Genomic DNA, 23,619 nt, shown 5'->3' with positions numbered 1-23,619 from the left:
CGTGCATAATAGTTGGTGTGACAGCTGTTAAATCCCTTAAATTATTGTTGAAGAAAAAGTTGGTTAGACCTGTTCCTCATAAGCGACGCTAATTCTGTTATCGATTTTCTCTAAAGCTAAAAACTAATTACTGCCGTTGATTTTGTTGAAATATTATACGATTCAGTGATCTCAGTGCGTAAAAAATTTCACGATGGGGGCAAATATAATAAAAAATGATAAAAAACAAATTAACACTTTAATGTTATGTTAAAAAAATGGGCCATTCAAAGGAACGGCCCATTTTTTCAGTTATCAACGTAAATTCATTATTTAGTATCCCACCAAACACGGTCAGTTAATTTAGCTGATTGTTCAGGTCTTGCATTGGTTTGCAGTTCTGAATCAGGATAAAGGAACCTGCGTGCAATACTGGTAATATTGAGATAAGGACCATTTACAATTTTCAGCTTAGGAAAGCCTGTTCTACGCCAGTCGTGAAAGGATTCCATAGAAAGAAAGTTTGCAACATACTTCTCTGTCATGATTGTTTCGTAGGCAGTAGCAGCAGTGAGTGTACAGTTAGCGGTAAGATATGCATTTACATTATTACCGTTTTTGTCCAGTCCAAATCTGCTCATGGTGGCTCTTACAGCTTCCCAAAGAATAGGTTGTGCAGCTGCATATCCTGAAGTCAGATAGGTTGCTTCGGCTTTAATAAATAATAATTCGTCATATGTACCTAAATTAACAGATTGGTCAGGCGCAGCAAAAAAATCGCCCAGCGCGGAAAGTGTTGCGGCAGGAACCACAGCTGTACCATTTGCTTTACCAACGTAGGTACCATCTCCTATCGGATTAGCTACAACAGGTAATCGGGGATCATTTTTAGCTTTCAACAGATCAACGAAAGTAGAAGACATCGCCACACTTCCCCACTTGTCGTTAAACTGTGCCCATGGGGCGTTACCACCTTCCTTCACTACAAAAGGAAACGCAGCATTAGAAGAAGCGTCTGCAAAGCTATTAGGAATGGCAGCGAGCGCAATATTTGCCTGATCTACAGCAACTTTACCGGGAGCATAGCATAAACGCAGTGCGTAACGCGCTTTCAGCAAATTACCAAACATACTCCATTTAGCCATGTTACCATGATAGATACGATCATTTGTATCAGGTTTAACGATGCTGGTATCTGGCCCATTTGCCAGGTTAACACCATCATTCAATAGTGTAAAAATAGTCTGATATACTTGTTCCTGCGTATCATACTTAGGTCTGAAATTGTCCGGACCTTTAAACCCGTCAGAACAAGGAACTGCATTCCAGAAATCTGTGGCTACTGAAAGATTATATGCTAACAGTATTTTAGCTATCGCTGCATAATGGGTATGGCCTGATAAATCAGCCTGTTTCTCCATTATTTTCAGGTTATTCAATGATGCCGGATACAGATCAAATGCCCAGGTATTATTGACATCTGTAGGCGTAGATTTATAAGCATCCCAATCTGGCCCGTCAACATTATAAGACATTTGTTGTGTCCAAAACGCAGCTGTTCTTGCAGGATAACCACCTGCAATAGTAAAAGCAGTATTTACTTCAATACCCGAAAGCAATAATGATTCCTGTACTTTGGGTGCAGCAGAAGGGTCCTGATTTACATCCAGAAACTTTTTACACCCAGCTCCTGTCATCAGCATGCTGCCCGCTAATATTGATACTATTATTTTATTCTTCATCTTTACTCAGTTTAGAAAGTTAACTTCAAGGTTGCATTGAAAGATTTGGTGCTAGGCGTAACTCTGTGATAAAAACCCTGAGAGTTGCTACCACTTCCATAAACACTCAATTCCGGATCTGATCCAGTGAAGTTTGGTGCATACATCCACAAATTGCGGCCAGCAAGTGAGAATGTAGCAGCTTTAAACGGCGTATGAGCTAACCGTTTTGGGCTAAAGTTATATGCCAGTGTTACATTGCGTAACTTAACAAATGTTCCATCTTCCACCAGGTTTTCAAATGTATTGGTGAAAAAATTGGTAAAATAACCCTGGTCAGTTTTAATGGCAGTTGTATTTGGTTTTCCATCACTTTGTCTTATACCGTCATATACCTTCGTACCTTCCCTGTCTTCAGTATTTTTACTTACACCCCAGGCAGACAGATAATATTTATCAAAGTTCATGATATCACCACCAAAACGACCATCAACTGTTACTGACAGGTCAAAGTTTTTATAAGAGAAAGTATTGGTTACACCACCAATCCAACGAGGCATCACGTTACCAATATTGCCATCGGCAGCATCCGGAATAGGATAACCACTATCATCAATCAACAATTTGCCATTTGCATCTCTCGCATAACGGGTTCCCTGTATAGTACCATAAGGTTGTCCTTTAACCAGGTAAATACCGGGAGAGGTAAAACCACCAATCTGAATCGCATTAATACCAGGAGCCAGATCTATGATTTTGCCGGTATTTTTAGACCAGTTAACGCCAATGTTCCAATGAAAATTCTTTGTACTTACTGGTGTAGCATTCAATGTTACTTCCACACCAGTATTTTTGATTTTACCTGCATTTACTACTGCTGCGTTAAATCCACTACCTGCAGACACAGTAGGTGTGAATATCAGGTTAGTACTGGTTTTATCGTAATAGTTAACTTCCAGACTGATGCGATTATTAAACCATTTTGTTTCAAGTCCGGTTTCAAACTCTTTAATACTTTCAGGTTTTAGATTAGGATTGCCCGCAACATTATTCAATGCAAATGCGTTGGTACCATCAAACGGAACAAGAATTTCTCCGCGGAGGGCATCTGCCACACTTGATTTATAGAAACCGGTAGAAGTTTTGAATGGGCCGGCATCATTACCAATTGCAGTATATGCTACTCTTAATTTACCAAATGAAAGCAACTTGCTATCCTTGAATGCTGGTAATTCGCTGAATATAAAGGCACTGGTAACAGAAGGGTAGAAATAAGAATTATTACCAGGAGGCAATGAAGAAGTCCAATCGTTTCTACCAGTAATTGTTAATGATAACAATCTGTTATACTCCAATATGGCCTGCGCGTATACACTCACTCTTCTTCTGCTAAAGAAGTTAGTTCTGGAAGAAATAGATACACCATTGGAGATGTCATAAAAATCTGCAACAGAAAGACCATTGCCTTTTGTCAGCAGGTCTTTATAATATTCAGAAATGATATTATTACCAACCATCACAGTCAGGTCAAGTTTGTTATCAAAACTTTTTCTTGCCTGCGCAAAAAAGTCGTGGTTGAATTGTCTGTTATTAATTGCCTCTTCAAATACTCTACCATTGGTATAAGAACTGAAAGACCCTATTGCTTCATGAAATTTTCTTGAATCAGTATACACATCAGCACCCAGTCTTTCTGTGAAAGTTAACCAGTTTGATGGTGTATATACAAAGCTTACATTAGGAATAAAGCGCTGTACACCAATATCCAGTCCTGTATTTTCAGTAATCCAGTAAGGGTTGTTTGTAGCCGCACGGTACATACGCTGGGAGCCATTCGGATTAAGATCTGGCTTCAGGTTATAGGTGATCGGTGCACCGTATAAACGCGCCAGGTAGCTATTATCATTACCTTCAGATAAGCGGTTATTACGGGAATCAACAAAATTGAGTGATGAGTTAACGGTTAACTTATCAGTAAGTTTGCTGCTGAAATTGACATAAAATGAATTACGGGCGAAATCTGTATGAGGTACAATACCATCCTGTTTCAAAGAAGAAACTGAAATGAGGTAATTGGATTTGTCAGTAGCACCGGTGAGGCTAAGAGAATTATCTAAAGTAGTTCCTGTTTTAAAGAAATCCTTTCTTGGGTCATAGGTCTTAACCTTTGCACCATTTACTTTAAGCGTATCAATCAAAGGTCCCCAGGAATAAGAAGTTCTCTTTGCTATACCATCGTAGTATGCACCACCAGTACCTTGTGCATATTTGGTCTGAAATTCAGGTAATATAGCCTGATCAAAATTTATGCTGGAACTGGCAGTAATGCTGATTCCTTTTTTCTTCAATCCCTGTCCGCTTTTGGTTGTAATGATGATAGCACCACCTGCAGCACGCGAGCCATACAATGCAGTAGCAGAAGCTCCACGTAAGATGTTGATGGTTTCAATTATATTCGGGTCAATATCTATACCTCTGTTAGCGGTAGATCCTCCAAATAAAATTGGATCATCATCACCGGCACCTATCTGGTTATTATCAATAGGGTTACCATCAACAACAAATAAAGGCTGGTTGTTACCGGTTAATGTTGATGCACCACGTATTACTATACGTGAACCACCACCAGGCATACCACTGGTATTACTAACCTGCACGCCTGCTACTCTGCCTTGTAAACCATTCAGGAAATTCACTTCTTTACTTTTCACCAGCTCATCACCCTTTACTTCCTGTGTAGTATAGCCGAGTGTACGTTTTTCACGCTTAATACCCAACGCCGTAACAACTACCTCACTGAGATCTTTGTTATCGACACTCAGGCTTACATTAATTAAGCTTTCATTTCCTACAGACACTTCTTTACCGGAGAACCCGATAAATGAAAAAACAAGTACGCCATTGTTAGCGACTTCAATTTTGTAAGATCCGTCTGCATTGGTCAATGCACCTTTGCCTGTGCCTTTAATTGCAACAGAAACGCCCGGAATAGCCGACCCGTCTTTTGCATCTGTTACCTTTCCGGTAATTGTTCGTGTTTGCGCATAGGCATGCACAACGCTGATGGCCATTAATAGCCATAAGAGTAGTCCTCTTTTCATAAGCAATGAAGATTTGAAGATATTTTTTCAGTTAACTAATAAAAGGGTAATCAAACGATTCCGGTTGCACTTCAGGTTAAACATCTAAAGCATTTATTATTCTGTTGGGAGTTGTCCACTACCTGGCATTAGGTATTATCTCAATAGTGTAGGATTCCCAAAACACGTAAAAAAGCAGATATTAGCTGTTGCAAAACCCTCGAAAAACACCTACGTCTAGATTCTGATTTTGTAATTGTTAAATATTATTTAAAACCGTTTGCAATATAGGAAAATTAAAAAATACTTGTTGCTACAACTAAGATAGGATTTTTATATAAACTGAATTCAGTATAATTGAGCCTTGATAAGTTCATGCTTTATACGTAAAAAAATAGCTGCCTCAATAACCTGAGACAGCTACAAAAATCGTATATACTTATGGGTTATATTACTTCACTACGTATTTAATCTTAAGACTGGCACCCGTATAACTGGCAGCATCTGGTCCGTATGGACTTGCTACAGTCCGATTACTGAATATAGGCACAACCAAACCACTATTCATATAAACATCCACACCTATCTCAAAATAATTCTTTGAAACAAGGCTGCTGACATCCTTTCCAAAAAGTGCTGCCAATTGCTGTGCTGTAACGGTGATGGATGTAGGATAAGTAGTCACATCTGCCTTCAGTATTTTTACTATTGTATAGTCACCATTAAAAGCCACTACCACATCCATTTTTTTAGGTAGTTCATCATTTTGAAAATATAACCCAACACTAAATTTCCCCTGAAAAGTATTCACGTTTCTGATGGAATCATCAGAGCCTGCATCCCGCTTAACCAATGGTACTGATGCTCTTTTTAAATCTGGTAGTTTCGGATTCTGATCCTTCTTACATGCACCCATCATCATTAATCCGCCTACTAGTATCATTATAATAAAACCTGTTAGTCTGTTCATAGCATTATTTTTTTTGATCTTCATAATAGTCATTACTTAGCCCAGAATACCGGGTAAGAAGATGGCTGTTTTTGTGGTGGTGCATTTTTATTTACGTTAAGATCAAGATTGCTCCATGGCAAAGACAATGGAAACCCTCTGCCTAACTGCACCGGAATAGGAGCCTGGTTACCTTTGATGGTAGGATCTCCTTTAAGCGGTGGCTGCAGGAAACCACCCGGAGCCTGGGTTGCGTTATTCGGATCAAACAAAACAGGATAACCTGTACGTCTGTAATCCGTATATTGATCTACACTACTACCAAAACTCGAAATCCATTTCTGTGTCATAATTATCTCCAGCTTACCGGCAGCAGGCTTCTCATCGTATTCAGCTAATACTTTTGTTATATAATTATTCACGTTGCTATTGCCAACCAGCAGCGGTATACCTCTTTGTTTGGCTGCCAGCGATACCACAAAATCTACCTGGTTAAAAGATTCATTCATAGCTGCCAGTAATTTGGCTCTTGGATCACCTGGTAAAATACCGGCAAATGTCAGTTCAGCTTCTATGTATAACCGGTCTGCATAAGTAAGCATCCTGAAAGGAGCTGCCCCTGTAGCTACTGTACCATCAACAGGTGAAATATCTGACTGATAGCGACCGCCTACAGGATACAGACCAAATACAGTCATTGACTGGTCCTGCGAAAAATCGCGGTTAACGCTCACCGAACCAAAAGGAATGGAAACAAAGCTTGAATCCCGATAGTCAGTAGGATTTTGCGCCTTCTTATTAAATGGTAACTGGTTATAAAAATAATAAGGGATCCTTGGATCTTTATTACCGGTAAAAATTCTGGGGTTATACCCTCTCAGTATTTCATAAAACCATGGACTCTGATAGTGTGTTTTCTGTCCTGCGTAATACTCGGAAAATCCCGGGTTACGATCATCCGGAGTAGATCCCCGGCCATACAAAAACATGAAGCTATCATCTATTACACTAATCAATGTATCATGGGCCATAATCTGCAGTACCTGCGGTGTTACATTCTGCACCAGTCTTACCTGGTTATACATTTTCAATTTGATGGTATTAGCCAGTTTAATCCATTTAACAGGATCACCGCCGTAAAACAGATCATCACCGGCAGGCGTCAATGTATTAGGTGCTGTTGCATTTAAGTTGGCAATTCCTTCATCCAACAGGGCGAATAGTTTAGGATATATATCAGCGCCTTTATCATATTTAGGATACCTGATGCCTCCTGACAAAAACTTATTGGCTTCCGAAAAAGGTACATCTGCGTAGGCATCCACAAACTCACCGATAGCATATGCTTTTATAATTTTTGCGATACCAACATATACCAGATTACCATTTGCAGTACCCTGGGTGATCAGGTCTTCTACATTCTGTAAAGTACCCAATACATCAGAACCTACCTGTGCAGCCGCGCTACTGTACATTCCTGTCCAGGCACCGGTAATATTAATTTCATTTCCATCTGCACCATATTGGTCTTGCGACTCACGCACACATACCTGGTGCATGTATACAGACAAAACTTCCGTTAACCCCCTGGCTCCCCTGTTATCGTTGGTAAACCCTAATGCATATGACAAACCCTGTTCTGATGCCGTCAGCAAACGGTTTTCAGCAGTTTTTGACGCATAGTTGGGATCTTTATTTATGTCCAGAAAACCTTTAGTACATGCCGTCAGTACAACCAGCATTCCTAAAAATATATAGATCGATCTTTTCATAATTTCCGGTTTTGACGTGTTCAATAATTAGAAACTAACTTTCAGATTTACACCATAACGACGGGTAGTAGGCGCAGAAGACAATTCAATGCCCTGCGTGGTAGTATTACCAAAACTGTTGGTTTCCGGGTTAAAGTTGCTGTACTTGGGAAAGTTAGGAGCCACATACCAAAGATTACGTCCTGTTAGCGTTATAGTGAGACCACCTATGGGTGTTCTCTTAAACATGCTTTTCGGAAAATCATACCCAACCGCTAACTCACGGAAGGTGTACACCGTAGCATCATATACATTCCACTCTGTAGCAGAGTTGATGGCAAATGATTCTCCAAAGTAGAGTTCACGTAAACTAACACTGGTGGTGTTTGGAATTTTCGCTCCTTTGCTGTCCAGGATTGGCTTACCGGTATTCTGATCACCATAATAACCAGGGATAACAAATCCTGTTTCGCGGTCTTTCGTATCCTTGGTTACTCCGCGACCAAGCAAAGTACTATTGGTCACTGAATACATATCACCACCTTTGGTTAAATCAAACAAAGCACTGAGAAAAATACCTTTATAACTGAAAGTAGTGTTGATACCAGTTTTGAAATCCGGATTCGGATCACCGATCATCTGCTGGGTTGGATTCTTAATCAGCAAGCCCGTGGTAGGATTGATCAACAAATTCCCCTGATCATCCCTGTAATCCACAGAACCTCTCAAATACCCAAATGGTTTTCCTGGTTCCAGGTAAGGAGATATTTCTGTAAGCACGTTACTCAGTGGAATCCTGTCTACACCTGGCAACAGGGATACCACCTGGCTCTTATTTTTAGTGAATACCCAATGCAAGGTCCAGGTAAAGTCTTTAGTTCTAACCGGTATTACATTCAGGTCCACTTCAATTCCTTTATTGGAAATTTTACCAAAGTTTTCGTAGTACCTGGTGAAGCCTGAAGACGCCGGAAAGGTGATAGGTGCAATCTGGTTGGTAGAGCTTCTGTTATACCAGGCAAAATCAAACGCTATTCTTCTATCAAAAAATTCGAGTGTAGTACCTACTTCTACGTCCTGCGTAAACTCAGGTTTCAGGTTAGGATTATTGGCGGTAGGCGATTGGATCACACCGGAAACACCTAAAAGAGGACTGTTCAGGCGGAAAACATTTTGCAGCGAGTATGGATCGGCATCTCTACCCACCTTCGCCCAACTGGCCCTTATTTTACCAAAATTCAATACGTGACTTTCCATTCCGAAAGCCTGCGTAAATATAAATGATCCGGATACACTTGGATAGAAGTAACTCCTGTTATTAGTTGGCAGGGTAGAGGACCAGTCATTTCTGCCGGTAACAGTCAGGAATGCAAACTGTTTGTAACCCAGTTCCAGATCTGCGAAGATACCCCACAAACGCCGTTGCTGGAAAATACCTCCATTAGGCAATACCGTTTTGGTATTATCAATAGTATATATGCCAGGCGAAACAATTTCATTACCCAATACAAGCCGGTCTCTGGTAGTACGTTGGTTAACGTTATGTCCCAGGATAGCCTTAAAATCAAAATCCTGATTTTTTAATTTAGGCGTAATAACAGCTATCAGGTTGGATTCTATTTCCTGGAACTGATAATTATCTTCCGTAATTCTACCTAAACCTTCTGCTGCACGGGAACCGATATCTATCACTTCTCTCCTGAATAAATTATTCGTATTAGTTCCTATCTGGTAAGAAAGGTTTAACCAATTCTGCACGCTATAGGCAAATTTAATTCCCGCCACATAACGGTCTGTATTGGTTGTAATCGTATTATGCTGGAACGACCAAAGTGGGTTATCATATTGTGCATTACTGGTAGATACCGGGTGTCCATTTGCATCTGTAGTAGGCAAACCAGCTATGTTCCAGTTCCTTGCCTGGAACAGGTTACGTGCAAAAGAAGAGGCTGCACCATTTACCTGGTTTTCACCAAACACGCCACCTACCTGGTTACTTCTGGAGTAAGCAAAATTGGCACTTACAGTTAATCCCATATCCAGCCGGGTTTGCCCACCCACACTAATGCTGGCGCGATTAAAACTGGAAGAAGGCACATAACCATCCTGGTTGAGATAAGAAGCGGTGGTACTAATAGAAGTCTTTTCATCTCCTCCGTTTGCTGAAACAGAATTTTCAAATAATGCACCGGTTCTGAACAGATCCTTTACGTTATTTGGATAGGCACGATAAGCTGTATTTCCGCTAGGGAACAATTCCGGAAATGCATTGAGATAATCGGGCCACACAGGAATGGAATCACGTGTACCAAATTTAGGCCCCCAGGATCCGTTGGCATTCGCATATTTGAATGCAGTACCTGCACCGTAATTGTTTTGATAGCTTGGCAATCCTACTACTTTTTCAAAAGCAAGAGAAGAAGAATAAGTTACTTCCAATCCTTTTTTAGATCGTCCGGAACTGCCTGATTTCGTAGTGATCACAATTGCGCCATTAGATGCTCTGGATCCATACAAGGCAGCTGCAGCAGCTCCCTTCAATACGTTCATAGAGGCAATATCATTTGGATCAAGGGAAGAAAGACCACTTGAATAGGCGCCACCACCACCTGTCTGGCTGGATGTGGTTACCTGATCATTATTGTAAGGAATACCATCCACAATAATCAGGGGCTCATTATTTCCAAAGAAAGATGTGTTACCGCGGATATTGATGCGGGTGGCTGCACCAGGTGTTCCCTGGGAAGTACGGATATCTACACCGGCTACTTTTCCCTGCAATCCTTTTAACATATCCGGCTCTGATTTTTGTAGTATCTGATCCGGCTTTACCTGCGTCAATGAATACCCTAACGATTTTTCACTACGCTTGATACCCACTGCAGTTACCACAATTTCTCCCAGTTGTTTTTTATCTGCCTCCAGCACCACATTAATACTGTTATCAGTACCGACAGTCATTTCTTTGTTCAGATATCCTACAAATGAAAAGACCAGTGTGGAACCACTGGTTACGTTACTTAATTTATAGGTGCCGTCTCCCGACGTGAAAACACCTTTTGTTGTACCCTTAATAACGACTGTAACGCCAGGAAGAGGGGTACCATCTTTTGCATCACTGACTTTTCCGCTGATCGTTCGTGTCTGGGCTACAGCGCTGAGGACGCTACCGCACAAAAGCAGCCATAATAGTAGCTCTTTTTTCATAAGCAACTTGATTTTGATTGGACTAAAAAGCAGTTAACACTATCAAATTACGATAAAAAAGCACAAACAACATCAATATTGGGTAAAATAATATCAGATAATTACATATATTTTTCTATATGAAAGAGTATAAATATTTGTTAAATAACAACTAAATAACACGCAGACATTTGGAATTGTTGAGAAAAGCTAAAACAGATAAATACATTTTTTTTATGCAGATACGTAGAGAACTGCATAAAATATTTTTTTTGAAGATGATAAGTAGAAAAATGGCATCTTTCCTTGTTAACGTTAATGGCTATATGCACTAAATTCAACACAAACTAAAGTCATACCTATAAAAAAGACCAAAGGCCTCTCCGCCTAAGCATAGCACGGACAGGAGGAGAAATAATACTTCCTCATAAGCATGATTTTGTTTCCTAATTTGTTGTACCCTTAAAAAAAATAATCATCTGTATCAAGGCGATAGCCTTAATTCAATTGGTTCCTGTTAAATCAGTCGAGTAAATTGTGGATGGAGACTTTTAATATTGGCTTGTTAGATATTGTAATGTACACATTGACAATAAATGAAATATCGACCACCCTATTGCTATTTATTCAATAAATCGGCAATAGAAGTAATCAACTTCTTCCTCATAAGCAGTTTACTTAGCAAATTTTCAACCAGTTTCAATATAAACTTTATTAACAAATAAATTAAACCGGAAAAGTTGGCGTTAACACTTGGGCAACATCTTTTTAACGTATTATTAACGTATATTTTTAATTATTTACCTATAAAGAGATGTAAATAAAACAAGTGGCAAGACTACCACCTGTACTCATCAACCAAAATCTAAATCGAGAATGATGTTGCCACGCATAATGCGGGTAATTTTTTTCAGGAAAGGGTAAGGGGATATGTTTTTAACAACTCCAGCAATACCATAAAAAGATCGTCGTTACGATGGTTAAACCGGTATTCACATTCCTTCAAATGTAAATAAGCGGTGTTTCGGTTCAGGCCTTTAAATTTGGCCAGCCGATGCTTGGTTAATCCCCAGAACGCATCTACATCATCCATCTGATGGGTGTCTGACGACTGGTTACCCAACCTGTACAAACGGTACTGACCAAGATCCACCAACCCGTTAAACCGACGCAAACGCTCCGCTGCACCCAGGCTTTCCAAAACGGAACGCCCGCGTGTGGCTGCATGGATCATAGAACGACTTACGTCTGGAAGGATTTCGGTGTGTAACCGGTCAGATAATCTGCAGATGCCGAAAATAACTGGCTTGATAATCCGGTCTACTTCCGGCTTTACAGCCACCAGCGTACCGCTGTCGTGGTCTGCATGAGGGTCACTATGCCGGCTGTCATAAGCAACAACAGGAGTGGGCAAAGGATGAAGCGTCTCGCAGTAGCGCGCTATCTGGTGTCTTAGCTTCTTCAGGTAGCTGTTAATAGTTACCCTGCTTACACCACTGATATTGGCTATCTGGGTCGCAGTGAGATCATCGGCAAACAGCCGCAGGATCTCCTTAAATTTGCGCTCAGATAAATGAGCGCCCTTTAAGTACTTGTTTTTCATGAACTAGTGTGGTTAGAATGGCGTTATAAACCTCATACTTTTTTGCTATAATGTATGCTGCTTTTTTACAAGCGGTGAAAAGGGTATGTGAATGCTGCCCACTAGATTATTTCAGAAGCTTTTTTTGTCCGTTTTAGCTAAATCATTGCCCCTGTTTAGCATAAAAAAAGCAGCCCTCCTGATTAAATCAGAAGGGCTGCTTTTTTTATATTAAATTTTCTACTCTTTATCGTCTATTCCCAACTGCGCCATATCAATATCTTCCTCGTCATCCAGCGTTTTCCATAATTCCTTTTTCTTCGCCTTCTTCAGCAAAGCCTTCTCCATCCACAGCAGTAAAGCCGGCAATATAGTCAGGTTAGTAATCATAGCCACCACCAGTGTAAGCGAGGTAAGCCAGCCCAATGCCTTGGTACCACCAAATTCAGAAAAACTAAAGATCATAAATCCGGCAAACAAAATAGCAGAAGTATAGATAATGCTCAACCCTGTTTCGTGAATCGTTTGTTTTACCGTAGCACTGATATCATAATCATGGCGGGGCAACTCCTGCTTGAAATTAACCAGGAAACGAATAGTAACGTCAATGGCTATACCCAATGCCACACTAAACACCAATACAGTAGACGGTTTCAATGAAACGCCCACCCAGCCCATTACACCGGCAGTTACTATCAGCGGTATCACATTTGGTATCAGCGATATGATCAGCATCCTCCATGAACGGAACAGGTACAACATACATAACATGATCAGTACAAAAGCCAGCAAAATACTTTCCATCAAACCATTGATGATAAACCGTGTTCCTTCCTGGAATATAATACTGGTACCGGTAAAGGTTACTTTATAATGCGCAGTATCAAAAATGGCGGTCACTTTAGGCGCCAGCGAATCCATTAATATCGGTAGCTTTTGCGATCCCACATCCTTCATATTTACACTTAATCTCGCTACCTGTTTGGTACTATCCATAAAGGAAGATACCAGCTTGGAAAACGTAGAAGCAGGACCAGCAGTATTTCCTCCCTTCATACGCAGATAAGGCGCCAGGAAACCAAGATCAAACTGATTAGGTACCGCAAAATTAGAGCTATCACCATTGTAATAAGCCTGCTTCGCAAACTTAATACCTTCCACTACTGATAAGGGTCTGCCAAAATCCGGTTGTGAAGAAATCAGTTGCGTCAACTCATCCAGTTTATTCAACGTTTGCAGGTTGATCACCCCGTTCTTCTTTTTGGTATCCACGGCTATTTCCAATGGCATCACGCCTTTGAAATTCGTCTCCAGAAATTTCAGATCGGTATACAATTTATCCGTGTGAGGAATATCATCCAGCATATAACCAACAGATCGTAACCTGCCCATACCCACAATAGACGCCACTACCAGCGCTGCCGTTACCAGGTATACCCACGGACGGTACTTAAACACTAATTGGGTAAGGAAGTTCAGAATACCACCAAAGAAGCCATTATCAAGGTAAGTGGTGTGCTTACTCTTAGGTGCCGGCAAATAACTTAATACAGAGGGCAGGAAGATGAAAGAGATCATGAAGATAAACATGATGTTCAATCCTGCTACCACGCCAAACTCTTTAAGAATAGCACTATTCGTAAAACAAAATACACCGAAACCAATAGCAGCAGTAAGGTTTGTAAACAGGGTTACAATACCCATGCGCTGTATCATACGTATCAGTGCGCGGGTTTTGTTGGCATGTTTGGCATATTCCGTATGGTATTTACTCAGGAAATACACGCAGTTGGGTATCCCTATCACTACAATAAGCGAAGGAATTAAACCCGTCAGCAACGTTATCTTATAACCCATCAGTACAATGGTACCTACTGACCATATTACCCCAATAGCCACCACAATCATGGACATGAGTACTGCACCAAAGGAACGGAAGAACAGGAATAATATTAACCCGGTTAACAGGAAAGATATTTTGAGGAACAGCTTCAGCTCATCAGCCACCTTAACGGCCATGGCTGTACGAATAAGTGGCAACCCACTCAAATATACTTCTGTATGCCGCTTGTCCTGGAATGCCTTTGCCAGTTTGGTAATATCAGCCACCACAGCTGTTCTTTTAGGAGAATTAAACACATCCTTGTTCACATAAATAGCCATGAGATAGGCATGTGTATCAGGATTATACAGCAGTCCCTTATAAAACAGGAGCGTTTTAAAAACGCGGGATAAACTGTCAATCACCACCTGGTTGGAAAGATCACCCTTGAAAAGTAATCCTGCTTCCAGCTTCTGCGTGCTATCATTCTTTATCAGATTGATGGCCATTGGCACACTCATGATATTCTCTACCGCAAAAACATTTTTCATGTCTTTGTTCAGCTGTACATAATCTTTGAAAAAATCAGCCTGAAAGAATTTATCCGATTGCACTGCGAGCATCAGTACATTCCCATCTCCGCCAAATTTCTTCTTAAATTCCTGGTATTCAAGAAATTTGGGATTATCATGCGGGATCGTTGCTACATAGTCATACGACAACTGTACCTTACTGGCAAAATAACCCATCACCCCGGTGCCGGCGAGCAATAGAACAAGAAGCGATAACCGATATTTTAGCACAAAGCCTGCTAAACGTTGCCACATAAGGATTTTCAATTTAGTAATGGGCGTAAAGGTAAATAAAATTGCTATTGGCTGTTAGACTTTAGCATTTTGCTAATGCTATAATTGATAAGCTGCTTTTGGCTAAATTGCAATCTTTATTACACTACAAAAAGCAAACAGCAAAAGCGAGGAGCAAAAAATGCTACATAAAACACGCGGCATCGTATTACGCAACATAAAGTATGGAGACACCAGCCTGATCGTGAGTATGTTCACGGAACTGTTTGGCGTACAATCATACATCGTGAATGGCGTACGCTCTTCCAAACCCAAAGCTGCCAAAGGGAATTTGCTGCAACCCGGAAATATCCTGGAACTGGTTGTGTATCACAATGAAATAAAAAATCTGCAGCGGATCTCAGAATTTAAGCTGGGATATATTTACAGCACAGTACATTTTAATGTGGTAAAGAGTACAGTAGCGCTTTACATGATAGAGTTACTGCAAAAATGTTTGAAGCAACCGGAGCAACACCTCGATCTGTACTACTTCACAGAAAATATCCTGCAACTGCTGGATGTATCAGCACTGCCGATAGTAGCCAATCTGCCATTATATTTTACGCTGAAACTCGGTGAACACCTGGGTTTCCGGCTCAATGGTCGCTTCTCGGAATATACACCTTACCTCGATTTGCTGGAAGGAACTTTTTCTGATTTGCCACCACACCATCCTGATCACCTGGACCCTACCAGCAGCGAGTTGACGGATCAGCTGTTTCAATGTACAGCAGTGCAGCACCTCGCTGATATAACGATGAATAAAGAGAGAAGAAGAAAATTACTGTATGCTTATTTGGATTTTTTTCGGCTACACTTACCGGATTTCACTGAAATGCATTCACCGCCTATCCTGCACGAGATCCTGGACGCCTGATCTGGCAGCCTTTTCACCAGCTTCTGTGAAAAATTTCAATGTTACATTGTTACCATCAAAAACGGCATAGGAAAAATAATTGAGCCAGTCACCAAGGTTTATATAGCGGCTGTTATCACTCAGTGAAATGTCAAGCGGCAGGTGCCGGTGACCATATATGAAATAATCGAAGTGTGCTGTTTGTAATATCTCTTTGCTGTAAATCGCCAGCCATTCGTTTTCTGCGCCTAAAAAGTGTTCCAGTTGCTGCCCGGTAGCAGAGCGGCTTTTGCGGCTAAAATAGTTTGCCAGTGAAATGCCCCATGCCGGATGCATAGCGGAAAACAACCAACGACAAACAGGGTTTCTGAAAACTTTTTTCAGCAATTTATACCCATGATCACCGGGGCCTAAGCCGTCTCCATGGCCTATATAGAATTTTTTCCCTGCAATATTATAAGTTTGCGGTTCGTAGTAAACCGGAATATTTAATTCCTCTTCAAAATATCCATTCATCCACATATCATGATTCCCGATGAATACGGAGATGCCAATACCCTTATCGCTCAGCACAGCCAGCTTGCCTAATATACGGATATAACCTTTGGGGATTACGTGTTTGTATTCGAACCAGAAATCAAAAATATCGCCTACCAGGAAGATGTGTTGCGCATCATGTTCAATCTGATCCAGCCATTGCAGGAGCAGCTTTTCGCGCTCCCTGCTGGCAGCAGCATTGGGAGCACCGAGGTGAAAATCGGAGGCAAAATATATTTTCTTATTGGCAGGTAAATGGATATCCATGCTTAAAATTATGAAGCTTTTAGCAAGTAGCTGTTAGCTTTTAGCAGAAAAAGCGCTGTTAATGTCGCTCAGATCTCTAAAAGCTAATAGCTAAAGGCTAAAAGCTTATTATTATTCGTCTACTAAAAATACGTATACTTCTTTGGGACCGTGAATCCCTACTACCAGCGTTTTTTCAATATCCGCCGTGCGACTAGGCCCCGTTGCAAAGGATACAGCAGACGGAAAATCGTTGCCATATTTATCTTTCAACTTATTGAGCGCATCTTTCAGGTCAAATACCAACTGGTGTGTGTAGGCAATCATGATATGTACAGGTGCATATACCGGCAACGCTCTGCCGCTTGGCTGTGCTGCACTCAGCACCACTGTTCCGGTGCGGGCTACCAGGTATTCACAATCTGTAATTGCAGCATCTGCTACATGCATGTCACCCTGATTCAAAACCGGTAACTCTTCCTGATGTAATGTTTTCAGCAGTGCCGGCGTCTGACAGTAAACGTTGTGCCATTCCTTGTTTTCGCAAAGTGCACGCAAACTATCCATCAGCTCTGCCTTACTTGTACAGAAAACAAATTTTCCCTGCAAACGGGTAAACTCTTCTGCAAACTTTAATTCCAGGCTTTCATTCTCAGTTCTGAAAACAGACGAGTTGCCCTCCGAATTCGGGAAGGGCAACTGTACTGACTGACTTAACGCATTCCGTACTCTCTTCAGAATATTTTCCTTGGCAGGAGAAATCTTCATATCACTATTTACGCATTTGCTGGTGAAGGAGAAGGGTTGATGATATCTGACGGATGAACACCATCAGTAGTCATACCTTCTTTATTCAGTTGGTGTTCTCTGTGAACGTCGTAAGGACGTTTACCGATCAGTCTTTCCAGATCTGCCTGGTATAAAACTTCTTTCTTTAACAGTTCCTGCGCCAGTACTTTCACCTGATCAATCTTTTCAGTGAGGAGGTTTTTGGTTCTGATGTAGGCGGTTGCAATCAGTTTTCTTACTTCATCATCAATCATCTTGGATGTTTCTTCAGAGTAAGGTTTCGTAAATGCCTGATCACTGTTAGGATCGTAAAAAGATACGTTACCAACTTTATCATTCATACCGTATACGGTTACCATAGCGTAGGCCATACGGGTAATTACCTGCAGGTCGTTTTGTGCGCCGGTAGATATTTTACCGAATACCAGTTCTTCTACTGCACGTCCACCGAGCGTCATACAGATATCATCCAGCAGCTGTTCGGTGTTATACAAATATTGTTCTTTAGGAAGATATTGTGCATATCCCAGGGCTGCAACACCACGCGGTACAATTGTTACTTTTACCAGCGGATTAGCATGTTCCAGGTGCCAGCCACAAATAGCATGTCCTGCTTCGTGGTAAGCGATTACTTCTTTTTCTTCCGGAGAGATAATCTTGTTTTTCTTTTCCAGACCACCAATCACACGATCAATCGCATCATTGAAGTCATCCATTTCTACCTGTGTTTTGCCTTTACGGGCAGCAATCAGGGCAGCTTCGTTACATACGTTGGCAATATCAGCACCGGCAAAACCAGGTGTCATAGATGCCAGTTTCTTCACATCGAGGATAGGAGAAGTTTTGATAGGCTTTAAGTGCACTTCAAAAATAGTTTCTCTTCCTGCCAGATCCGGCTTATCGATAGAGATCTGACGATCAAAACGACCCGGACGCAATAACGCGCTATCCAGTACATCAGGGCGGTTGGTAGCAGCCAGGATAATGATACCACTGTCTGTTCCGAAACCATCCATTTCTACCAGCAGCTGGTTCAGGGTGTTTTCACGCTCATCGTTGCTCATCATCACGTTCTTGCCTCTTGCACGACCGATGGCATCAATTTCATCAATAAATATGATACAAGGTGCTTTTTCACGGGCTTGCTTAAACAGGTCACGTACACGGCTGGCACCCACACCTACAAACAGTTCCACAAAATCAGAACCGGACATAGAGAAGAAAGGAACCTGCGCTTCACCAGCCATTGCTTTAGCCAGCAGCGTTTTACCTGTACCTGGAGGACCTACCAGCAATGCGCCTTTCGGAATTTTACCACCCAGTGCAGTATATTTTTTTGGATTCTTCAGGAAATCCACGATTTCCATTACCTCTACCTTCGCTTCGTCCAGGCCGGCCACATCGTTAAATGTGATATTTACGCGGGTGCCTTTATCGAACAGGGTAGCTTTGGATTTACCAATATTGAAGATGCCGCCCGGACCACCACTGCCACCGGCAGGGCCGCCCATCTTACGCATCAGCAATATCCACAGTCCTATGATCAGAATGATAGGTAATAATAATTGGAATATCGGTTCAAACCAGCTTTGACGTTCATCATAAGATATTTTCACCTGGTTTTCCACCGGAACACCTTCCTGCGCTTTATCAATATCTTTTTTGAAGCTTTCTTCGCTACCAATGGTAAAGCGGTAGTGAGGACCGACGTTAGTACCGCCAAATTTGCTTTTTGAAACTTCGTTAAACTTGCTCTCTTTTAAAGAATCCTGTTTAATGTAGACTTCTACGTACTTTTTATTTACAACAACCAGTTTATCAACGTCACCGGGTTTCAGGTATTTAATCTGAAATTCCTGGAAACTGATTTCTTTGGTTGGGGATCTTAAATCAAAAAAGTTCATTGCGAGCAGGGCTACGCCAATAAAGGCATATACCCAGTATATGTTGAACTTCGGTCCTTTCTTAGGTGATTTCTCTGAACCCTTGTTGAAGTTATTGCCTCCTTTTTCCATAATCTTACGCTCCTTTACGGATGTTTATTGCATTCAGAATAATATGAATAATTTAATTCCAGAATAACTGCCTGGCTCAGTCGTCATTGTGGTCCATTCTATCAGCGTCGCTCCACATTTCCTCCAGGTTATAGAACCTTCTGTTTTCTGGCTGAAAGATATGTACAACCACATTTACATAATCAACCAGTACCCAATGCTGTGATGCGAACCCTTCGTGCTTGTAAGGCTCTTCATCTGTATACTTCTCTACTTCCTCTGCCACATAATCAGCAATGGCTTTCACCTGGGTGCCGGAATTGGCTTCACATAATATAAAGAAATCGGCCACGGCTTCAGGAATCTGGCGTAGATCCAGGGATACGATATTTTCCCCCTTCTTATCCTGTATGGCCTTTATGATGGTGGTAAAAATTTCACTTTCTCTGGTCAGGCGTAACTGCGCCTTCTTTCTCGTGCTCAGAACGGTTAAGGGTGCCAATAAATCACGTTTTTGTTAAAAATAATCTTTAATTGTCAAAGTTACTAAACAAGCAGTAATATAATCGCTAGAAATATCACGCCCGGGGCCTTTCAAATGTTAATTAAATAATAAAATGAATTACTTTTCGGGCCGGAAATCAGACTAAAAAAGATTCATGTGATAGGACACCCGTTTTATATATTAGACGAAATAGACAGCACCAATAACTATGCCATGGAACAGGTAAATTCAGGCCAGGTGACATCCGGTACTGCCTGGTTTACAAGCAACCAAACTGCAGGGAAAGGTACACGCGGGAAACAATGGCTGGCACAACCCGGAGATATCAGCGCACTCAGTATTGCGCTGCAACCGGCTATGTTGCCGCTTTCAAGGCAATTTATGCTGAGTATATCCGTGGCCCTGGGCACTCACGATTTCCTCTCTTCCTACGCCGGCGATGAAACCATAATTAAGTGGCCAAATGATATTTACTGGCGTGACAGAAAGGCAGGAGGCATTCTGATAGAGAATGTTTTACGGGGAAATATCTGGCAATATGCCATTATCGGCATCGGACTCAATATCAACCAGGCTTCATTTCCTGCCGATTTACCCAATGCCGTTTCCCTGAGACAGATCACCGGCAAAACCAGGGATGCCGCTACGCTGGCAAAAGAACTTTGTATTGCCCTGGAGAAAAGGATCCGGCAGCTACATCCCGCCCACTATGAAGAGATCCTGGATGAATATAAGGCAAAGCTTTTCCGCTGGCAGCAACCAGGTCTCTATCGCAAAGACGATGAATTTTTTGAAGGCATCATCCGGGATGTATTACCCGATGGCCATCTCTGCCTTGAAAAAGAGGGAAAGATCATGCAGCTGCGCTTCGGAGAAGTGGAATTTATCATCGCCCGATAATCATTTCCCAATCCCCCGGTAACTTTGCTGTTTTTCGCTGAGTGCTTTCTGCAATAATACCGGCAGCTCCGGCGACAGGCCAGAGAGCAGATATACATCAGCACCATACAATCGCTCCCGCGACAGTGTGTTTTTCAGCACACCCGTTTGTTGAACATGACCAATGTATTTCATATAAGCCCCCTCCGGATGCTTCCCCACCTTAACAATGTACCGATGGTATCCATTTTTGGGAACCAATAAATGTAATCAGCATCAAAACATACGGCAGATGGCATTTTACCATTATTGTAGTAGTTCAGCGCGCCAGCCTCTCCATAATTATCGCAGATCATCATCGTATTCCTTTTATCCTGTTTGGGGACACAAACAACAATAGCAGGAACAGGGAGGTACGGCGATTATTTAATAACATGTTTAAGATTTTCATCCTATTTAGACAGTGGTTGATAAGATTTTCTTCAAAAAAAAACGGAAATGCATGCAATCAAAGCAATGCATTTCCGTCAATAAAATATAAATTTCTTGTTCTTCGGCGTATGTGGCAGGTCGCTCTACATATGCATCATCAGGGCTTGATGATAACAAGATTTTGGTTGATAAAGGCGTTAACAAATTGTGAAATTTTTTTAAATTAATCAAAAATGAATTTGCAACAGTATTTCATTTTTTCTGAAACATCAGTAGTGGCAGGCTTTCCAGGGCAATCATTGCCGGTAAAACTTAACATAGCACAAGGAAGCTATCCCATAAATTAATCCGGAATTGTTTAAATTTGGTTATGCCTACAAATAAAACCGCCGCTATTGAACTGAGAACCATTGATGATTTCAACGACAATTTGTTGCTGTATACCCGCAAAGAAATAGTGCCGAAAGCGCCGGTTCGCGGCAGCTTTGCCGTACACGAACGGTCGGAATACCCTTGTATGGATGAGGTAAAAGCCAGCAGGCGCGACTACTACAAAATAAGTTTCTTCACTAAAGGCAGTGGTATTTTCACCATGGGAGAAGACAGATATGAGATAGAAGGACCAATGCTGCTTTTCATCAATCCACATGAGGTAAAAACCTGGCGTGCTACTTCCAAAGTACAGGAAGGCTACTATTGCCTGTTTACAGACCTGTTGTTTGAATCACAACACAATCACCAGGAAAACCTGCTGCAGCATCCGCTTTTACAAATGGGCGCACGGGCAGTGTTTTCATTAACAACAGAACAATCTAACTACCTGCAATCCATCTTCCGGCAATTAATAAGAGAATATAGAGAAAATGCTGCCTTTAAGCATGAAGCGATTCTTATCTACCTTAAATTATTAATGCTGGAAGGCAAACGGCTCTCCGCACAAACAAAAGAACCAGCCAGACAACTTACGGCAGCACAAATGCTGGCGCATCGGTTTACAGACAAACTGGAGAAACAATTTCCAATTGAATTTTCACACAACCAGCTTGGTCTGAAAACTGCGAAAGAATTTGCACAGGTATTAAATACACATCCCAATCATTTGAATGCCTCCGTAAAACAAGCTACCGGCCGTACCGTCAGCGAACATATCCGTCAGCGTATGCTGCTGGAAGCACGTCTGTTACTCATGCATACCGATTGGCAGATCGCTGAAATAGCGTGGTGCCTTGGTTTTGAAGATCCGGGGAACTTTACGCACTTCTTTAAAAATCACAGTGGTGTATCTCCGCATGTATATCGCGGACAATAAACCTTTGATTTTAACAACTAATACTTTGCCTGCTACAATTGTGATCCCTGTACCACTATTTAATTTTGTACCTCTAAAAACACTATTAATATGCAGTACAGAAAATTGGGTAAAACAGGTGAATCAATTTCCGCTATAGGACTGGGTTGCATGGGTATGTCTTATGCTTACGGTAATGCGCAGGATTTTAATGAGCAGGAATCTCTTGCTACGCTGGAGTTAGCACTGGAGCTGGGAATTAATTTATGGGATACAGCAGACATGTATGGACAGGGCGCTAACGAAATCCTGTTATCAAAAATACTCGCTACAAAAAGAGATAAAGTATTTCTGGCCACCAAATTCGGTTTCCGATTCAGAGAAGACAACACTACTTATTTTGATGGTTCTCCCAAATACCTGAAACAGGCTTGCGAAGCGAGTTTGAAAAGGCTGAAGGTAGATGTGATTGACCTCTATTATTCACATCGTATAGACGACACCGTGCCTGTAGAAGAAACAGTAGGTGCGATGGCCGAACTGGTAAAAGAAGGCAAGGTGCGCTACCTCGGGCTTTCTGAAGCCAGCGCTGCTTCTATTAAAAAGGCACATGCTGTACACCCCATTGCTGCCTTACAAACAGAATACTCTTTATTTACCCGTGATGTGGAAAATGATATTTTAGCTACTACGCGTGAACTGGGCATCAGCCTGGTGGCTTACAGCCCGTTAGGCAGAGGTATTGCCACGGGTGCTATCAGCAGCCCCGATGTATTAAGTGACGGTGATTTCCGCAAAGGATTACCCCGCTTTCAGCAGGAGAATTTTCAACAGAACTTACAAACCGTAACTGCCCTGGAAACATTTGCAAAAGAAAAAGGTATTACGCTGGCTCAACTGTCGCTGGCCTGGTTGCTGGCACAGGGTGATGATGTAGTGCCTATTCCCGGCACCAAGCGTAGAAAGTATTTACAGGAAAATGCAGCTGCTGTTGAAGTGAATTTTTCAAAAGCAGATATGGCTGCCATTGAAAATGTTTTACGTAATAATACCGTTGCTGGTGAACGTTACACAGAAGGTGGAATGAAGATGGTAAACAGATAAAGAAAATATTTTTTATGCAGCTATTTTGTTTCCCGTATTATATCAATATCCGAAACAAAATAGCTGCATAA

General features: G+C 41.5%; 17 protein-coding genes. 4 read left to right on the top strand and 13 right to left on the bottom strand.

The features are described from left to right. Positions 1–308: 308 nt before the first annotated feature. The 7 genes from CLV51_RS04735 to CLV51_RS04705 form a co-directional block, all read right to left on the bottom strand. A complete protein-coding gene (locus CLV51_RS04735; protein ID WP_106526848.1) occupies positions 309–1,721 on the bottom strand; it encodes a SusD/RagB family nutrient-binding outer membrane lipoprotein in 1,413 nt (470 codons plus the stop codon). A gap of 11 nt (positions 1,722–1,732) precedes the next feature. Then, complete coding sequence (locus CLV51_RS04730) at positions 1,733–4,801, bottom strand: SusC/RagA family TonB-linked outer membrane protein (protein WP_106526847.1); 3,069 nt, start codon at positions 4,799–4,801, stop codon at positions 1,733–1,735. 430 nt (positions 4,802–5,231) lie between these two features. Then, positions 5,232–5,750, bottom strand: a complete 519-nt coding sequence (locus CLV51_RS04725) for a hypothetical protein (protein ID WP_146151222.1) — start codon at positions 5,748–5,750, stop codon at positions 5,232–5,234. A gap of 32 nt (positions 5,751–5,782) precedes the next feature. Continuing rightward, positions 5,783–7,501, bottom strand: a complete 1,719-nt coding sequence (locus CLV51_RS04720) for a SusD/RagB family nutrient-binding outer membrane lipoprotein (RefSeq protein ID WP_106526845.1) — start codon at positions 7,499–7,501, stop codon at positions 5,783–5,785. A 27-nt stretch (positions 7,502–7,528) separates the two neighbouring features. Next, the gene (locus tag CLV51_RS04715; protein WP_106526844.1) at positions 7,529–10,687 is read right to left on the bottom strand and encodes a SusC/RagA family TonB-linked outer membrane protein; all 3,159 of its coding nucleotides are present in this window, start codon (positions 10,685–10,687) and stop codon (positions 7,529–7,531) included. An 889-nt stretch (positions 10,688–11,576) separates the two neighbouring features. Then, positions 11,577–12,269, bottom strand: a complete 693-nt coding sequence (locus tag CLV51_RS04710) for a hypothetical protein (protein ID WP_106526843.1) — start codon at positions 12,267–12,269, stop codon at positions 11,577–11,579. Between the two features lie 219 nt (positions 12,270–12,488). After that, positions 12,489–14,897 (bottom strand): efflux RND transporter permease subunit, encoded by a 2,409-nt coding sequence (locus CLV51_RS04705; RefSeq protein ID WP_106526842.1) that lies wholly within the window; start codon positions 14,895–14,897, stop codon positions 12,489–12,491. A gap of 160 nt (positions 14,898–15,057) precedes the next feature. Here CLV51_RS04705 and recO point away from each other — a divergent pair, with 160 nt between their 5' ends. Beyond that, positions 15,058–15,795: a DNA repair protein RecO gene (gene recO, locus CLV51_RS04700; protein WP_106526841.1), complete on the top strand. Its 738-nt coding sequence runs from the start codon at positions 15,058–15,060 to the stop codon at positions 15,793–15,795. On the opposite strand, the gene CLV51_RS04695 is transcribed toward recO, so the two are convergent. The 4 genes from CLV51_RS04695 to rsfS all read right to left on the bottom strand — a co-directional run bounded on the left by CLV51_RS04695 (position 15,760) and on the right by rsfS (position 19,842). Further along, on the bottom strand, positions 15,760–16,578 hold the full coding sequence (locus tag CLV51_RS04695; protein WP_106526840.1) for a UDP-2,3-diacylglucosamine diphosphatase: 819 nt from the start codon (positions 16,576–16,578) through the stop codon (positions 15,760–15,762). The two genes, recO and CLV51_RS04695, sit on opposite strands and share 36 nt — an antisense overlap. A 111-nt stretch (positions 16,579–16,689) precedes the next feature. Then, on the bottom strand, positions 16,690–17,325 hold the full coding sequence (locus CLV51_RS04690; RefSeq protein ID WP_106526839.1) for a LutC/YkgG family protein: 636 nt from the start codon (positions 17,323–17,325) through the stop codon (positions 16,690–16,692). A gap of 8 nt (positions 17,326–17,333) precedes the next feature. After that, entirely contained in the window at positions 17,334–19,361 is a 2,028-nt protein-coding gene (gene ftsH, locus CLV51_RS04685; RefSeq protein WP_106526838.1) for an ATP-dependent zinc metalloprotease FtsH, read from the bottom strand. A 76-nt stretch (positions 19,362–19,437) separates the two neighbouring features. Continuing rightward, complete coding sequence (gene rsfS / locus CLV51_RS04680; protein WP_106526837.1) at positions 19,438–19,842, bottom strand: ribosome silencing factor; 405 nt, start codon at positions 19,840–19,842, stop codon at positions 19,438–19,440. A 159-nt stretch (positions 19,843–20,001) separates the two neighbouring features. Between rsfS and CLV51_RS04675 the strand changes: the two genes are divergently transcribed. After that, positions 20,002–20,745, top strand: coding sequence for a biotin--[acetyl-CoA-carboxylase] ligase (locus tag CLV51_RS04675; RefSeq protein WP_106526836.1), 744 nt, complete (start codon positions 20,002–20,004; stop codon positions 20,743–20,745). Here CLV51_RS04675 and CLV51_RS29015 read toward each other — a convergent pair whose 3' ends face one another. Both CLV51_RS29015 and CLV51_RS29010 read right to left on the bottom strand, forming a co-directional pair. Next, positions 20,746–20,919 carry a hypothetical protein gene (locus CLV51_RS29015; protein WP_158266927.1) on the bottom strand — a complete coding sequence of 58 codons (174 nt, stop codon included), beginning with the start codon at positions 20,917–20,919 and terminating at the stop codon, positions 20,746–20,748. It abuts the gene before it with no gap. Continuing rightward, positions 20,916–21,083: a hypothetical protein gene (locus tag CLV51_RS29010; protein WP_158266926.1), complete on the bottom strand. Its 168-nt coding sequence runs from the start codon at positions 21,081–21,083 to the stop codon at positions 20,916–20,918. Before CLV51_RS29010 ends, CLV51_RS29015 begins: the two co-directional genes overlap by 4 nt. 443 nt (positions 21,084–21,526) lie before the next feature. Between CLV51_RS29010 and CLV51_RS04670 the strand changes: the two genes are divergently transcribed. Next, positions 21,527–22,465, top strand: coding sequence for a helix-turn-helix transcriptional regulator (locus CLV51_RS04670; protein WP_106526835.1), 939 nt, complete (start codon positions 21,527–21,529; stop codon positions 22,463–22,465). Positions 22,466–22,555: 90 nt separating this feature from the next. Further along, a complete protein-coding gene (locus tag CLV51_RS04665) occupies positions 22,556–23,548 on the top strand; it encodes an aldo/keto reductase (protein ID WP_106526834.1) in 993 nt (330 codons plus the stop codon). Positions 23,549–23,619 lie beyond the last annotated feature (71 nt).

Origin of the sequence: Chitinophaga niastensis (assembly GCF_003014755.1) — a bacterium.
Lineage (GTDB): Bacteria > Bacteroidota > Bacteroidia > Chitinophagales > Chitinophagaceae > Chitinophaga > Chitinophaga niastensis.
This window is presented reverse-complemented; position numbering and strand designations above follow the sequence as displayed.

Coding starts and splice junctions, on each gene's coding strand:
- CLV51_RS29015 (WP_158266927.1), bottom strand. CDS start 20,919: ATGAAATACATTGGTCATGTTCAACAAACGGGTGTGCTGAAAAACACA.
- CLV51_RS04695 (WP_106526840.1), bottom strand. CDS start 16,578: ATGGATATCCATTTACCTGCCAATAAGAAAATATATTTTGCCTCCGAT.
- CLV51_RS04735 (WP_106526848.1), bottom strand. CDS start 1,721: ATGAAGAATAAAATAATAGTATCAATATTAGCGGGCAGCATGCTGATG.
- CLV51_RS04730 (WP_106526847.1), bottom strand. CDS start 4,801: ATGAAAAGAGGACTACTCTTATGGCTATTAATGGCCATCAGCGTTGTG.
- ftsH (WP_106526838.1), bottom strand. CDS start 19,361: ATGGAAAAAGGAGGCAATAACTTCAACAAGGGTTCAGAGAAATCACCT.
- CLV51_RS04720 (WP_106526845.1), bottom strand. CDS start 7,501: ATGAAAAGATCGATCTATATATTTTTAGGAATGCTGGTTGTACTGACG.
- CLV51_RS29010 (WP_158266926.1), bottom strand. CDS start 21,083: ATGATGATCTGCGATAATTATGGAGAGGCTGGCGCGCTGAACTACTAC.
- CLV51_RS04690 (WP_106526839.1), bottom strand. CDS start 17,325: ATGAAGATTTCTCCTGCCAAGGAAAATATTCTGAAGAGAGTACGGAAT.
- CLV51_RS04670 (WP_106526835.1), top strand. CDS start 21,527: ATGCCTACAAATAAAACCGCCGCTATTGAACTGAGAACCATTGATGAT.
- CLV51_RS04665 (WP_106526834.1), top strand. CDS start 22,556: ATGCAGTACAGAAAATTGGGTAAAACAGGTGAATCAATTTCCGCTATA.
- CLV51_RS04725 (WP_146151222.1), bottom strand. CDS start 5,750: ATGAACAGACTAACAGGTTTTATTATAATGATACTAGTAGGCGGATTA.
- CLV51_RS04705 (WP_106526842.1), bottom strand. CDS start 14,897: ATGTGGCAACGTTTAGCAGGCTTTGTGCTAAAATATCGGTTATCGCTT.
- CLV51_RS04715 (WP_106526844.1), bottom strand. CDS start 10,687: ATGAAAAAAGAGCTACTATTATGGCTGCTTTTGTGCGGTAGCGTCCTC.
- recO (WP_106526841.1), top strand. CDS start 15,058: ATGCTACATAAAACACGCGGCATCGTATTACGCAACATAAAGTATGGA.
- CLV51_RS04710 (WP_106526843.1), bottom strand. CDS start 12,269: ATGAAAAACAAGTACTTAAAGGGCGCTCATTTATCTGAGCGCAAATTT.